The following is a 13,880-nucleotide window of genomic DNA, read 5'->3' as shown; positions in this document are numbered from 1 at the left end:
GGGTCTCTCAAACGTGAAAGCGAAGTGTCGAAAAGCTACTTGTTGGCTGGCGGAAGGGTTAATGGCAGTGACCAAGTATGAAGATCACACACCAAATGAATTTTTGGAGTTAAACCGAAGCGGATACGGCCAAGGGCGTGGTCTAGCGATTCTTTCGAGCCCCTTTTTGCCACCTTCAGCGGCAGCGCGTGTGGCTCGCACTAAAGTGGCATCAATCATCCACGTGTACAGGGCCATAAGCCCATCCTCACATAACTTGGGCTGCAAGCGAGACAGAACCGCTTAAATGCAGTGCTTGTAAAGCTAGGGGAATCACTAGGGAGAACTAAAGGCCTTAGTAGGGAAGGCACTAAAGAATTACGTCATTAAGCCATTGTTTTAGATGGCGTCCCTGGCAGGAGTCGAACCTGCGACCTGCCGCTTAGGAGGCGGCTGCTCTATCCTACTGAGCTACAGGGACTTAATCGCTCTGAACTTGCGGGCGCGTAGTATAACGCGTCGGCTTAGGCAGGGCCAACCGCGTTGGCGCTATTCAATTCTATATCCAACCGAGTAAACGCAGCACAAAGACACCCAGTGTGACGGTAATGCTCGCCATCAGCGTTGTGATGGCGATGATATTGGCCGCTAATGGCACATTGCCGCCTATCGCTTTCACCATCACAAAGCTGGCGGCGGCGGTGGGGCTGGCAAAGAACAGGAACAGCAAGCCCAACTGTTCGCCGGAAAAGCCCATCATCCAGGCCGCCAAGGTGGAGAGTATCGGAAGCGTTACCATCTTCATCAAGCTAGCACCTAGTGCCACTTGGCTGCTGTTGCGCATGCTCGAAACGGAGAGCGTCGCGCCAATACAAATCAACGCCAGTGGCAGTGTTAACGAAGCAAAATAGTCCCCCGAGGTAATCACCCAACTGGGCAGCGGAATCGAGAGAGCGGTGAAGGGTAATGCCGCAAACACGGAAATAATTAGCGGATTTTTTGCTACATGCTTGAGCAGGCTGCGCCAATCGGTGGCCTGGCCAGGTTGGTAGAATGCCAGTACGACAACCGAAAGCGCGTTGTACATCACAATCACTACGCCCAGCAGAAGGCTGCCCGCCGACAGGCCGTAGTTACCGTACATTCCCGCCGCTAAGGCTAAGCCCACTACCCCGCAATTACCGCGAAACGCGCCCTGGACGTAAATACCGCGGTCCTGGCGAGCAACACGGAAGTGCGCCCATGCCCAACTGAGCAGGAACTGGCCGAGCGTGGCAGCGGCAAAAAACACCATCAGCGAAACGTCCAGTGCCACGCTTAAGTCGGCTTTTATCAGACTGAGGAAAATCAAGGTGGGGAGCGTTGCTCTAAATACCAGCGCTGAAGCGGTCGAGACGAAAGCGCTATCGATCCATTTCAAGCGCTTAAGGACTAGGCCTAAAAATACCATCGCGAATACAGGCAGCGTGACATCAAGCGTGCGGGCAAACAGTTCAAGTAGGTTCACAACAGTATCTCGGTCAGCCTTGATTTTAAAAACGGGCTTCTAACAACAAATTAGTACCCGCTTATACTCTCCTGCTGAGCAAGTTTTGTCGACTAAAAAGCGCTCTAGGCCTATACCGCCGCTTTGAGCACTTTTAAGAGATTATTTCTGCGAGTCGAAAAGCTCCATGACATCATCATGCGGCATATTAACCACAACCCCATCACGGCCGTGCTCTTTGGCTTTGTAGCTACCGGCATCGGCACGCGCTAGGACATCGACCACACTAGAATCAATATCATCAAAGGTAGTCACACCGATGCTTAAGGTGACCATGTACTCTTTGCCTTCATGAGTGACAGAGATTTCGCTGACCGATTGACGCAATGACTCTGCGATCCTCCTCGCCTGAGCCAGGGTGCAGCTGGGGAGCAACACGCCAAACTCGTCGCCCCCCTGGCGAGCCACATGATCACTACGGCGAACTTCCCAAGCAACCACCTGCGCAATACGGCGTAACATTTCGTCGCCTAGGGCATGGCCGCCTTCGTCATTGATGGGTTTGAAGTGATCCAAATCAAACAGCAGAAGGGCTGACGGCGTACTGGTTTTTTGGAAATCGGCAAAGGCTTCTTCTAAGCGGCGCTCGAAGCCACGGCGATTCAACAGCCCGGTTAACGGGTCGTGCTCCGCCTCCCAGCGCTGAATAGCTTCCTGCTCGCGGCGCTCGGTGATGTCTTTGACAACCCCGACTAAACCAAGGGTATGGCCATCTTGAGAAAGCGTGACCACGCGGGCATGAATATCCAGCCACAGCAGCTCTTTATCGCTGCGTAAAAACCTCAGTTGACGAACAAAATCAATACCCGTGCGCAGGCTATGCAGCCACAGATCCTTGGCACCAATGATGTCGTCAGTATGGATCTGCGTCAGCCATGTCTCCATGGGTGCATCAGCGGAAATCCCCAGCATCTCTAATAACGCGGGGTTCATATAGGTAATGTCACCGTGAATATTGGCGACAAACATACCTTGAGGCACGGCATTGAGCACTGAGTCTAGAAACGCCTCGCGCTCTTGAAGATTACCGAGTAAAAGCTGACGCTCTCCTTCTACTCGGTTGAATGTACCCGCTACCTGCTGCAACTCTTGCATATTGGTAGCTAGGCTGACGTTCTCTCGATAGCCGAGCCCCACTTCACCAATCTGCTTTTCCAAATGCCTCAAGGGCGAAAGCACTCGGCCCAACATCCACCACAGGAGGGGCAGCATAGAGAGCGCAAAAAGCACCCATAACCACCATAATTTCTGAATAAAGCCAGCCAAAGGCAGTTGCGCTTGCTGAACAGGCATGTAAAGACCTACCACCCAGTTGGCAGGCCATATTTGGGCATAGGACTGTAGCGCCATTTGCCCATTTAATAATTGGCCAATGCTGTCTCCCTCCCAGCCATCTAGGGCAAGATCCAACCCAGGGTTGAATGACTTGTCGGGAACGGACGCATTAATTAACGAGCTATCAGGGTGATACAAGACTTTCCCCGATGCAGTAGCAACGCCCGCATAGCCATTTTCACCCAAGCGTACCTTGGCTAAACGACTAAAGATCCCCCCTGAATCAAGGCTAAGAATGCCCGCCACAAAGCCATCAAACTCGCCCTGTTCGGTGAAGCGTGGAACACTTACCAGGACCATGGGCATTCCACTCGCTCGACCTTCAAACGGCTCACTTACGTAGGGCCTACGCGTACCGCGCAGCATATGAAAGTACTCAAGCTCTGAGGTGTCGAGCCCCACTCTGCCAACGATAGCGGGCCAATCGGCCACGACCGTTCCCTTGCGATTGGCAACGACAATTCCCTCGAACCAGGCCAGCAGACTATCGTTTTGCTGTAATTGATAGTTGATCCAACCCGCATCATCGGTGGCACCAATCCTTCCACGCAGGCGCTCTAATGCCTGGAAACGTAGCTCAACTTGTTGGGTGACTTCATCGGCCAACAGAGTGGCTTCATAACGAAGGTGCGACATATTGGTTTCTTGCACCATAGTTTTCCCCAATTGCCAGGACATGCCCAACACCAGGGTAACCACCAAAAACCAGGTAGCCGCAAGGCCCAGCAGCAGCCGGCCTCTCAATGAGCGGGAGATATGCATACGTTTCAACGGGGCAGCCAGACGCACTGGATGTCCCGGAATTCATAGATTAACTGCAGAATGTATATCCATTTGCTGTTACTACGGGTGGCGGCAATATAGGCCAAACCTTTTTATCGGCCAATTTTACCAAAATTTTAGTCTAGCAAACGTTGACAGGCATCAACCATGCGCGATCTTTACATGATCGCCACGTTGAAGTACTAAGCTAAAAATTAACGCAAGGCACAAGCAAAGACTAATATATAGGCTTCCAAACGCTTTGAAACCTGCGAGAAAAAAATTGATCAAACGGTACATGCATAAGACAAAATGCTACCGTAGCCTGCTCGTTGAGGTACACACAGTTAATACGCGCTATGCCAAAGGACGAACGGATGGATTCTTTCAGCGACGCAAAGGATGCGATACCTTCTTGGTACGTTATTCAATGCAAAGGCGGTGAATCATTTCGCGCCGCCGAACATCTCACCAACCAAGGTTATGAAGTGTTTCACCCTGTGCTGAGTAGCCAACGAAAACGCCAGGGTAAGCTCACTATCGTGACCGAACCGCTATTCCCCTACTACCTGTTTATCTGTTTAGATCAGGTAGCCAGCAACTGGGGGCCCATTCGCTCCACCCGCGGCGTTCTGCGTCTGATTACCTTCGGCAACAGGCCTGTCGCAGTGCCCTCACAGCTCGTTGAAACCCTTCGTGCCCAGCCACACCACCAGGAAGGCATCCACACCTACTTCAGCGCTGGTGAGAAAGTCACTATCACCGACGGCCCCTTCAAAGACCTGGAAGCCATCTTCACCAGCCTTAAAGGCGAAGAGCGAGCCATCGTCCTGCTTAATGTGCTCAACAGGCCTCAGCACCTTGATATACCAGTGAATAGTCTACAAAAAAGTGAGCAGTGAATGGGCGCTCTAACGGCTGGTAACGAACTAGCCGTTCAACACCTTGGCTAACAGCGATTTGGCGTTTTCAATCAATTCGTCCAGATGCTTTTCACCTTTGAAGCTTTCGGCATAGACTTTATAAAGCGATTCCGTGCCGCTGGGGCGGGCGGCAAACCAACCGTTCTCGGTGGTGACTTTAATACCACCAATAGCAGCGCCATTACCGGGCGCGTTGACAAGCACAGCAGTAATCGGATCACCAGCAAGTTGCTGCTCGGTCACGCTCTCGGCAGTCAGGTTTTTAAACGCCGCTTTCTCTTCGGGTGAACAGGCAGTATCTACACGTTTATAGAAAGGCTCGCCGAAACGCTCGGTAAGCGTGCGGTAATACTCGCTGGGCGTTTTACCGGTGACCGACATGATTTCTGCCGCCAGCAAACACAGCACGATACCGTCTTTATCGGTGGACCATGCCTTGCCGTCTCGGGTTAGCAAACTAGCGCCGGCGCTCTCTTCGCCGCCAAACGCCAACCAGCCTTCGCGCAGGCCTTCCACAAACCACTTAAAGCCCACCGGCACTTCATACAACTCGCGCTGGTGAGAAGCCACTACCCGATCAATCATTGAAGACGATACCAGCGTCTTGCCGACTTTTAAGCTAGCAGCCCATTCGGGGCGGTGGGTCATCAGGTAATCGATGCACACGGCCAAAAAGTGATTCGGATTCATTAAACCGTTGGCATCGACAATACCGTGGCGGTCGGCATCGGGGTCGTTACCAAAGCCGATATCAAAGCGGTCTTTAATCTTGAGCAGATTGGCCATCGCCGCAGGGCTTGAACAATCCATACGGGTTTTGCCATCGTGGTCCGGTGGCATAAACGCAAACTCAGCATCCACCGCAGTATTTACCACTTCAAGGTTTAGGCTGTAATGCGCCGCTATCGCCTGCCATACCGGCAGCGCCGTGCCGCCCATAGGGTCAGCACCTAAAGCTAGATTCGCATCCTGAATCGCGGCGATATCGACCACGCTGCCGAGCTTGGCGACGTAATGCGCGGTGAAATCATACTCTTGGGCGTGAGCAATCGCCTCGTCAACGGGCACGGTGGGCACGTCTTCTAATTGACGCATCAGGTAAGCGTTGGCGCGCTGCTCAATCCAACCGGTGGCATCGGTATCCGCAGGGCCACCGTGGTGCGGGTTGTACTTTATGCCGCCATCTTCAGGCGGGTTATGCGAAGGGGTAATGATTAAGCCATCCGCGAGTGCCACATCGGGTGCCGCCTGACCTTGAGGGCGGTTGTGGTGCAGAATCGCCTGGCTTATTAGCGGCGTCGCGGTATAGCCGTGATCTTTCTCGATAAATACCGGTATCCGATTAGCGGCCAACACCTGCAGCGCGCACTCCCAGGCAGGGCGCGAAAGCGCGTGGGTATCGAAACCTAAAAACAGCGGCCCCTGATAGCCTTCCTCAAGCCGATAATCGACTACCGCCTGGGTGATCGCGTAAATATGCGAGGCGTTAAAGGTACACTCGAGAGAACGTCCGCGATGACCGGAGGTTCCAAACGCCACACGCTGACTAGAAACGCTGGGATTGGGCTGTTGTTCGTAAAATGCTTTTAAGACGGCTTTCATAACTCACTCCCTTGAAGCAAATGCACGGTCTCATCAATCCTTCTGTATCTGTGTTCGTGGGCTTTACTGAAAATAATAGCAATTAATAAGCTGAATAACGTCCGCAGTTTAAAGAAACTTCGAATTTAGCCATCCAACCGGCTATTTCTCCGCGGTAATCTGCATATGCAAAAAAACCGGCCTCGAAAGAGGCCGGTTCTATGGATACTGCTAGGCAGTTACCCTTTAAGCGTGGTATTTAAACCAGGCTTAGAAGTGGTAACGAGCGCCTGTCAGCCAATATGCATCGTCGCCATCAGCGGTTTCAATAATATCGCCGCCGTCATTGAAGACAGAAATGCTCTGTTGGTCAGCCTGCTGCAGTTCCAGGAAAATGTTAAAGTTGCTAGAGAGGTTGTAGTAACTACCCAGCGCCCAAGAAGTGCGGCTATCTCCGTCATCCGGGTTGACATCGTAAATATCAGCGTGGAATGTCCACTGGTTAATGTTGTAAGAGCCGCCTAAACCTACTGTATCGTAACCACCGCCCAAGGTGTCGTTTTCGTCACGAGTTTCATAACCCAGGCGGGCAGAGAAGGCATCGTTGATAGCATAGGAAGCAGTGGCGCCGTAAAGGATCTCGTCATTGCCGCCGCCTTCGGAGATATCGTCGACGTAGCCCAGCGCCAGACGAACCGGTCCGGTTTCGAACATAGCACCGCCCTGGGTGGCAAATTCAGAGCCATCAGTCGGCTCGACCTCACCACGATCAGAGAAGTGTTTGCCACTGATAAAGGCAGTAAAGCCTTGCAGGTCCGGGGTCACATAGCCAAAGGAGTCACCACGCGCCTGCTTCGCGCCGCCGATACCACGATCGGTAAACTCAAGGCCACGATCAATGTAGAGATCGAACGGTGCGGCCACATAGCTGTTGTAAAAGCTATCATAGTTACCAGCTTGAACAGTACCCCAAGAGTTGCTGCGAAGGCCGATATAGCTGTGACGAACTTCACTAAAGCCATTAATGCTATCGCCATTGGAGTCGACCACACGACCACTACCAGTACGCTCGTCACCGCGGAAGCGCCACTCGACACGACCAAAGGCGGTCAGGTCAGAGTTGAGCTCGTGGCTCATGGAGAGGCCTAGGCGCGAGTAGACATCGACAAACTCGGCACTGTTGCTCTCCACAGAATCATTGACGCCGTCGCCATTAGTATCGACTGCGGCTTCAGGACCGCCGCCAGCGATACCCATGGCAATGCGGCCATTGATTTCAAGCTTGGTGCCAGCTTCGTCGTATACGGTAGCTGCTTGTGCTGCAGCAGAGGCACCCAGGGCGCCGATGATAGCAGTCGCTAAAAGTGTCTTTTTCATGATGTAAGTTCCTTAACTCGTAAACTGTTTCGATCGTTAGTGCTCAGCTCTTTAAGAGCTGGCAGTTGGCTTTTGCGGGCCATGCTCTTTTCCCATCCTCCGGTTTTTCCCGGTGGTATGCGGCATGTCCTCAACAAAGCCTTGTTATAGTCCAATGCTCGCAAGACGAACTCTATACTGGGATTCCAGTGAACGCAATAGAAAAAAACAGTGTTTCTTTACTATTTTCGCTTTTTAATGGAACCCTTGGCTCCATGCCTGGTCTCAGCGGCCTTTAAATTTCTGCTGTAAGCCTAGTAGTTTGTCTTCCATGCTAAGCTGCTTACGCGACTCACTTTTTTCGCTCTCGGCCTGCTTTACCTCCTCTTTAGGTGGCTTTGGAGCGACAGGCTTCGGTTTGGGCTGCGCTTTTTTGGGCTGTCTGGCCTCTTTCTGATCACCGCGTTTTTCTGATGCATGCAGTGCTGCTTCTTTATCTACTTTGCCAGCAGGCTGACCATCCAAATCTACCCTCTCTGCCCCCTCTCGCACAGCTTTTATATAGCGCGGAAGGTTCACATAGTTGGCTAAGGCGCGACGAATCAACTTGTTGGGCCACTCTTCACGCTCTGCAAGCTCTTGGTGAATGCCGACTTTTAGCGGTTTGGTGTGCCCCTTAAAAAACGCTTGGGGGTAGCGCTCGTACCATTGATTAAGCAAGGCGTGCGGCGAAGGTGTGTTGGGCGTTTCAGCAGCGGTCGGTGAGTCGGCTTTTTCTTCTGGCGCCTCTTCATCGAGCGCTGTCGATTCAAGGTCGGGAGTGGCTTCGCTATGCTTCTCTGGCTCTATTACAGTCGCGGTTTCCGGGCTTGGCACGCTTTGCCCTTGGGCGTCGTCTTTCAGCGCCAATTGCTGCTTTAGCCGCTGGTTTTCTTCGCGCAGGGCGTGTAGCTCAGCTTGTGTGCGTTCTAGACGCGTTTCCAAGTCATCTAACATGTTCATTAAGCTGGCGGCCATAGCCTTCTCCTTTGACCTTTTCAGTCGGCGATGCGCTCGTAGACCACGAAATCATAGCTTGGCTGACCTTCTGATGGCTGCCCTGCTACGCGCTGTACTTCCTGCCATTCGTTGGAGTCGAAATCAGGAAACGTTGCGTCGCCTTCAACGTCTATGTCCACTTCCGTTATGTAAAGCCGCTGGGCAAAGGGTAACGCCTGGCGGTAAATCTCTCCGCCCCCCATGACCATGATCTCTTCTGCCGCTTCGATAGTGGCGTGCTGGTCGGCGAGCGTGAGCGCTGCGGGCAGGTCGTGACACACGCGTACGCCTTCGTGGGAAAACTCGGCGTTGCGGGTGACGACTACATTAAGCCGATTCGGCAGCGGCTTGCCAATGGAAGCGTAGGTTTTACGCCCCATCACCAGCGGTTTTGCCTGGGTGATGCGCTTAAAGAACTTTAAATCTTCAGGCAAGTACCAGGGCAGCTTGCCCTCTACGCCGATCACTCGGTTTTTTGCCATGGCAACAATCATAGCCACCGGTACCAGGGAGTCGAAGCTATCCTTTTGTTCTGCCATATTGTTCAACTGGCTCATACCGCCACCTCGGCTTTTATGTGCGGGTGCGCCTCGTAAGCGTCAATGTGAATGTCTTCAAAACGGAATGCGAACAGGTCATCTATCTCGGGATTAAGCACCAGCTTAGGCGCTGGATTGGGCGTACGCGATAGCTGTTCTTTGGCCTGTTCAAGGTGGTTACTGTACAGGTGCGCATCGCCCAGGGTGTGGATAAACTCACCGGGTTGCAGGCCGGTCACTTGGGCGACCATGGTCAGCAGCAAGGCGTAGCTGGCGATATTAAACGGCACACCGAGAAAAATGTCGGCGCTGCGCTGATAGAGCTGGCACGACAGCCTGCCATTGGCGACGTAGAACTGGAACAGGCAGTGGCACGGTGGTAGCTGCATTTCATCGACCTGGGCCGGGTTCCAGGCAGACACAATCAGGCGGCGCGACTGGGGCGAGGTGCGAATTTGCCCAAGCACTTTGGCAATTTGGTCAACGCTGCCGCCTTTGGGGTCAGGCCAGCTACGCCATTGGTAGCCATAAACGGGGCCTAAGTCGCCGTTTTCATCGGCCCACTCGTCCCAAATCCGCACGCCGTTCTCCTTCAGGTAAGCGATGTTGGTGTCGCCTTTCAGGAACCATAGGAGTTCGTGAATGATAGAACGCAGGTGGAGTTTTTTGGTGGTCAGTAGCGGAAAACCACGCGATAAGTCGAAGCGCATCTGATGGCCAAACACGGAGCGCGTACCCACGCCTGTACGGTCGTGGCGGTCAACGCCATGCTCCAGAACTGTTTGCATCAAGTCTAAATAGGGTTGTTCGAGCGCAGGCGTTGTAGCAGTCACAGAATTTCCAAATTAACAGGCGATGTAGCGGTTTATTCTAGGTGGTGAGTTCATAAGGGGCAATGCGAAGATTGCCCCTCTTTTCGACCAGCTAGCTAAGCACCTCTCCCTTTAAGCATTTTGGATTTTTACGTCCACTGGCTGGGAGCGTGACCAAGCGATGATAACCAGACCCAGCGCAATCATCGGGAGCGTGAGCAGCATACCCATAGTGACCCAGCCGAAGGCGATATAACCGATGTGAGCATCGGGCATACGGACAAACTCGACCATGAAGCGGAATACGCCGTAGCCAACTAGAAATAGCCCGGATAAAAAGCCGCGTGAAGTCGGTTTGGCGGAGACCCACCAGAGAATGGCGAACAGTACGACGCCTTCTAACAGCGCCTCATAGAGCGCTGAAGGATGGCGCGGTTCAGGCCCCATGCCGGGAAACGGCATGCCCCAGGGTAACGAGGTCACGCGCCCTGGCAGTTCGTGGTTGATAAAGTTACCGATGCGCCCGGCACCTAAGCCAATGGGTACTAGCGGGGCGATAAAATCGGTCAGCGTTATGAATGCCAGTTGCTTGCGCCGGGCGAATATCCAGGCAGCAAGCAATACGCCGAGTAGGCCGCCGTGGAAGCTCATTCCGCCGTCCCATACGCGGAAGATCCAGAGCGGATCGGCTGTCCACTGCCCTAGTCCGTAGAACAGCGCATACCCTAAGCGCCCACCGGCGACGACACCGATCGCACAGTAGAAGAGCAAATCACCGATATCGTCATTATTGAGGCCGATACGCGATGCGCGTCGGCAGCCGAGCCACCAGGCAGCGACAAAACCTACTACGTACATTAGGCCATACCAATGGACTTGCAGCGGCCCCAAGGAGATAGCCACTGGGTCAATCGTCGGGTAATTAATCATTTACACTCTCTAATCTGACCAAAGGAAGTATTTGAAGTGCCCAATCGCAAGCCTAATAGTCACAGGCTAGGAGAGCAGGAAGCGGACCCCTACCACTGCTAACAGTAACGCGAAGGAGAGCCGTAGCACATGGGCAGGCAAAACGTGGGCAAGTTTAACGCCTAAGCGGGCAAATGGAACGCTGGTGACCACAATACTGAAGAACGCCGGCCACATAACAAAGCCAGTCGCCCAGGCGGGCAATAAAGGACTCCCCCACCCCACCACGATAAACGTCAGCGCTCCCACTAGCGCGATGGGTAGTCCAACCGCTGCTGCCGTACCCACCGCCTGCGTCATGCTAGCTCCGCAGCGCGACAGTAGCGGCACCGTCATCGCGCCGCCGCCAATCCCAAACAGCGCTGAAACAGCACCAATCACACCACCAGCCAGTGCCATTAACCAGTTCCCAGGCGCGACACTGCCGGGCTTGGGCGTTAAACCAAACACCATTTTGGCGGCAATGAGTAGAACGAAGATGCCAAACATAGTTCCCAGCGACGAGCCGGAGAGATTATCAGCAACAAACACCCCGGCGACGGCTCCTAATACCAACCCTGGCAGCAGCGCTTTTAGCCAAGCACGGTGAATACTGCCAAGCCGGAAATGGCCCAGGGCCGACGATGAACCAGTGATTAGAATAGTGGCGAGTGAGGTACCAATGGCTAAATGCATAGTGATTTCTGAGGCGATATTCTGCAGCTCAAACGCAAACACCAGCACGGGAACAATAATAAGCCCGCCACCCACGCCAAATACACCCGCCATGGTGCCTGCGACGGCTCCAAGGGTTAAGTAAATCGATAACGCCATAATGATGGTCATTCAGGCAGAGTCGTTTTAATCGTACCTGGAAACCAATATGCAATCATATTAAGGAGGGTTTCGGGTTGATACGGCTTGGCGAGCAGGTCATCCATACCTGCAGCCAGGCAGGCATCGTGCCCTGCATTGTCGACGTTGGCCGTTAGCGCGACCAACACGCTTTGAGTGGTGCCGCGGCTGCGCTCGTACTCGCGCCAGCGCCGGGTGGTTTCAAGACCGTCCAGGGTGGGCATGAAGATATCCATAAATACCAAATCAAAGCTGCCGCTTTGTTGACGCTCAAGCGCCTGCTCGCCGCTGCTAACGCCTTCCACTTGCAGACCTTGGGTTTCCAGCATTTGCCGCGCCAACATCAAATTTACCGGCCCGTCGTCGACGACCAATACACGCAAACTGCGCTGGGGTTCGGCACGCTCACTATCGCTTCCCTTTGCCTCATCGCCTAAAGCGCTATATCCAGCCCCTTGTTCAGAATCTTGCTGAACAAGATTGGCTAATAGGGCGCGGATATCCGACACGTGCTCGTATACTTCCATGACGTTTTGCCGACAATTATCGGTAATCTCTTTTTCAGCCATGGCATTCAAATGGTCTAACAAGTTATTCGTTTCATTCTGCAGCAGCGTTAAATAGCCTGATTTCAAACGCGACTCTTCCCGCGCTCTTTCTCGGCCAGCCTTCAAGTGTTTAAGCTGCCGCTGCTGGTACTGAAAGTCGTCCAACAACGTTTGCTCATGCCCTTGCTGAGTGTTCTTAGTAGCCGAGCTGACCACTTGCGAGCTGCGCATAGAGTGTTCAAGACCCAATAGCGCTTCATTAACACTGACCAACCGCTGGAGGGGGGAATGAAATTCGTCGGCGGCATCCGGCGTTGAACATTGATGTTCAGGTAGTGAACGCACTGCGGTGGTGCACAATGCCTGACTATGCTGTTCAAGTTCGGTGAGCTCTTGCATAAGACGAGCATCGTTGCGCCGAGCGTGTGCTTTAACCAGCATAAGAAAGGCGCCAACATTCAAACTACTGCCAATGAGCAGGGCCGCCATTAACCACAGCATGGTGCTCCAGGAGGTGTAGCTTGGCGACATCCACCACATCATGGTGCCGACTACCAGGCAAAGAACAACTAATGCCGCCTGCACAAGCAGCAGGGGCCACAGCAGAGGCCAAATAATGGCGTTCCAAAAGTGCTCCCGTTGATAGCGTTGCATGATCCCGCCTTCCTATTGGCCGCAAGGCCGCAGAATACGCGACCGCTGGTTAAACCTTGGGCTACTTGCCGAAACTCACACCCTTCAGCGTGACGATTTATGCTACAAACATGTTACTTAAGTAAGTGTGATACTGAAGTAAGTGTACGTCTGCGCTTCGTTACTGTCATGCTGCTCTTGCGTTGAACGTTTTCCACCCTATTCGCCTACGAGTTTGTTATGTGCTTAATTTCGTTTGCTTGGCAACCCGGCACGCCCATGCCTTTGCGGCTGATGGGTAACCGGGATGAGTTCCATGCGCGCCCCACCGCGCCGCTGGGAGAGTGGCAAGATAAACCCGAGCTTTTTGGTGGGCGTGATTTAGAGGCCGGTGGCTCGTGGCTGGCGGCCAAACGTGGCGGTGTCGTGGCAGCCCTAACCAACGTACGTGACCTACAACTAAGCGTGCCTCCTGGCGCCCCAAGCCGGGGTGAACTGGTCGCTAATGCCTTGCAGTGTGGCGATATTGAAGCGTGGTTAACCACACTCAGCGAGGGCGAGGCACTGCGCTATGCAGGATTTAATTTGTTAGTGGCGACGCCAAAGCGGCTTTGGCACCTACACCGGGGCAGAAACCGTTTGGCCCTCAGCGAGGTAGTCCCCGGCGTGCATGGCCTATCCAATGCCGACCTCAACTCACCCTGGCCGAAGCTTCTACATGTGCGTGGTGCGCTTGAGCACACTCTTTCACAACCAGCCTCCCCCCAGACATGGCCTACCACTCTTCAGCGTGCAATGCAGAACCCGCAAGAAGCGGCTGCCGAGGAGTTGCCGGATACTGGTGTGGGGCTTGAGCTGGAGCGTCAACTCTCAGCGGCGTTTATAGTCGGCGAGCGCTATGGCACCCGCGCCACCTCGTGGCTAACTCTGGATAGCCACGGGCACATCGAAATCACCGAACAGCGCTTTGGACCGCTGGGGCGCTTCGAAGGTGAAACCTCCTTAGCGCTACCCATCAGTTGATG

The 13,880-nt window shown here is 53.6% G+C and carries 12 protein-coding genes, 1 tRNA gene and 1 pseudogene; 2 read left to right on the top strand and 12 right to left on the bottom strand.

Annotated features, from left to right (window positions below; genetic code table 11):
• Nucleotides 1-77 precede the first annotated feature (77 nt).
• The 4 genes and pseudogenes from QHL1GM_RS19595 to QHL1GM_RS00350 all read right to left on the bottom strand — a co-directional run.
• Nucleotides 78-279: pseudogene (locus QHL1GM_RS19595) on the bottom strand (IS5/IS1182 family transposase); the annotation flags it as partial.
• 104 nt (nt 280-383) lie between these two features.
• A tRNA-Arg gene (locus QHL1GM_RS00360) sits at nt 384-460 on the bottom strand.
• 78 nt (nt 461-538) lie between these two features.
• Entirely contained in the window at nt 539-1,486 is a 948-nt protein-coding gene (locus QHL1GM_RS00355; protein ID WP_071692694.1) for an AEC family transporter, read from the bottom strand.
• Between the two features lie 141 nt (nt 1,487-1,627).
• Nucleotides 1,628-3,622, bottom strand: a complete 1,995-nt coding sequence (locus tag QHL1GM_RS00350; RefSeq protein WP_071695863.1) for a diguanylate cyclase — start codon at nt 3,620-3,622, stop codon at nt 1,628-1,630.
• A gap of 377 nt (nt 3,623-3,999) precedes the next feature.
• On the opposite strand from QHL1GM_RS00350, the gene rfaH reads away from it, so the two are divergent.
• Nucleotides 4,000-4,524: a transcription/translation regulatory transformer protein RfaH gene (rfaH, locus tag QHL1GM_RS00345; RefSeq protein WP_071692693.1), complete on the top strand. Its 525-nt coding sequence runs from the start codon at nt 4,000-4,002 to the stop codon at nt 4,522-4,524.
• 27 nt (nt 4,525-4,551) lie between these two features.
• Here the strand turns inward: rfaH and pgm are convergent, their stop codons facing one another.
• The 8 genes from pgm to QHL1GM_RS00305 form a co-directional block, all read right to left on the bottom strand.
• Complete coding sequence (gene pgm, locus QHL1GM_RS00340) at nt 4,552-6,147, bottom strand: phosphoglucomutase (alpha-D-glucose-1,6-bisphosphate-dependent) (protein ID WP_071692692.1); 1,596 nt, start codon at nt 6,145-6,147, stop codon at nt 4,552-4,554.
• 249 nt (nt 6,148-6,396) lie between these two features.
• Nucleotides 6,397-7,503, bottom strand: a complete 1,107-nt coding sequence (locus tag QHL1GM_RS00335) for a porin (RefSeq protein ID WP_071692691.1) — start codon at nt 7,501-7,503, stop codon at nt 6,397-6,399.
• Nucleotides 7,504-7,767: 264 nt separating this feature from the next.
• On the bottom strand, nt 7,768-8,499 hold the full coding sequence (locus QHL1GM_RS00330; RefSeq protein WP_071692690.1) for a ProQ/FINO family protein: 732 nt from the start codon (nt 8,497-8,499) through the stop codon (nt 7,768-7,770).
• A gap of 20 nt (nt 8,500-8,519) precedes the next feature.
• Nucleotides 8,520-9,077, bottom strand: coding sequence for a dihydrofolate reductase (locus tag QHL1GM_RS00325; protein ID WP_071692689.1), 558 nt, complete (start codon nt 9,075-9,077; stop codon nt 8,520-8,522).
• Nucleotides 9,074-9,892, bottom strand: coding sequence for a thymidylate synthase (locus QHL1GM_RS00320; RefSeq protein ID WP_071692688.1), 819 nt, complete (start codon nt 9,890-9,892; stop codon nt 9,074-9,076). Before QHL1GM_RS00320 ends, QHL1GM_RS00325 begins: the two co-directional genes overlap by 4 nt.
• Before the next feature lie 111 nt (nt 9,893-10,003).
• The gene (gene lgt, locus QHL1GM_RS00315; RefSeq protein ID WP_071692687.1) at nt 10,004-10,801 is read right to left on the bottom strand and encodes a prolipoprotein diacylglyceryl transferase; all 798 of its coding nucleotides are present in this window, start codon (nt 10,799-10,801) and stop codon (nt 10,004-10,006) included.
• Nucleotides 10,802-10,867: 66 nt separating this feature from the next.
• On the bottom strand, nt 10,868-11,665 hold the full coding sequence (locus QHL1GM_RS00310; RefSeq protein ID WP_071692686.1) for a sulfite exporter TauE/SafE family protein: 798 nt from the start codon (nt 11,663-11,665) through the stop codon (nt 10,868-10,870).
• Entirely contained in the window at nt 11,662-12,876 is a 1,215-nt protein-coding gene (locus QHL1GM_RS00305) for a response regulator (RefSeq protein WP_071692685.1), read from the bottom strand. Before QHL1GM_RS00305 ends, QHL1GM_RS00310 begins: the two co-directional genes overlap by 4 nt.
• 219 nt (nt 12,877-13,095) lie before the next feature.
• Here QHL1GM_RS00305 and QHL1GM_RS00300 point away from each other — a divergent pair, with 219 nt between their 5' ends.
• Nucleotides 13,096-13,878, top strand: a complete 783-nt coding sequence (locus QHL1GM_RS00300; RefSeq protein WP_071692684.1) for an NRDE family protein — start codon at nt 13,096-13,098, stop codon at nt 13,876-13,878.
• Nucleotides 13,879-13,880 lie beyond the last annotated feature (2 nt).

The organism is Halomonas sp. QHL1, from assembly GCF_001882345.1.
Lineage (GTDB): Bacteria > Pseudomonadota > Gammaproteobacteria > Pseudomonadales > Halomonadaceae > Vreelandella.
The sequence above is the reverse complement of the archived record's forward strand: the minus strand, read 5'-3'. Positions and strand labels throughout refer to the sequence as shown.

Bases quoted from the DNA above. Each gene is read 5' to 3' on its own strand.
- lgt (WP_071692687.1), bottom strand. From the start codon at position 10,801: ATGATTAATTACCCGACGATTGACCCAGTGGCTATCTCCTTGGGGCCG.
- rfaH (WP_071692693.1), top strand. From the start codon at position 4,000: ATGGATTCTTTCAGCGACGCAAAGGATGCGATACCTTCTTGGTACGTT.
- pgm (WP_071692692.1), bottom strand. From the start codon at position 6,147: ATGAAAGCCGTCTTAAAAGCATTTTACGAACAACAGCCCAATCCCAGC.
- QHL1GM_RS00300 (WP_071692684.1), top strand. From the start codon at position 13,096: ATGTGCTTAATTTCGTTTGCTTGGCAACCCGGCACGCCCATGCCTTTG.
- QHL1GM_RS00330 (WP_071692690.1), bottom strand. From the start codon at position 8,499: ATGGCCGCCAGCTTAATGAACATGTTAGATGACTTGGAAACGCGTCTA.
- QHL1GM_RS00350 (WP_071695863.1), bottom strand. From the start codon at position 3,622: ATGCATATCTCCCGCTCATTGAGAGGCCGGCTGCTGCTGGGCCTTGCG.
- QHL1GM_RS00310 (WP_071692686.1), bottom strand. From the start codon at position 11,665: ATGACCATCATTATGGCGTTATCGATTTACTTAACCCTTGGAGCCGTC.
- QHL1GM_RS00335 (WP_071692691.1), bottom strand. From the start codon at position 7,503: ATGAAAAAGACACTTTTAGCGACTGCTATCATCGGCGCCCTGGGTGCC.
- QHL1GM_RS00305 (WP_071692685.1), bottom strand. From the start codon at position 12,876: ATGCAACGCTATCAACGGGAGCACTTTTGGAACGCCATTATTTGGCCT.
- QHL1GM_RS00325 (WP_071692689.1), bottom strand. From the start codon at position 9,077: ATGAGCCAGTTGAACAATATGGCAGAACAAAAGGATAGCTTCGACTCC.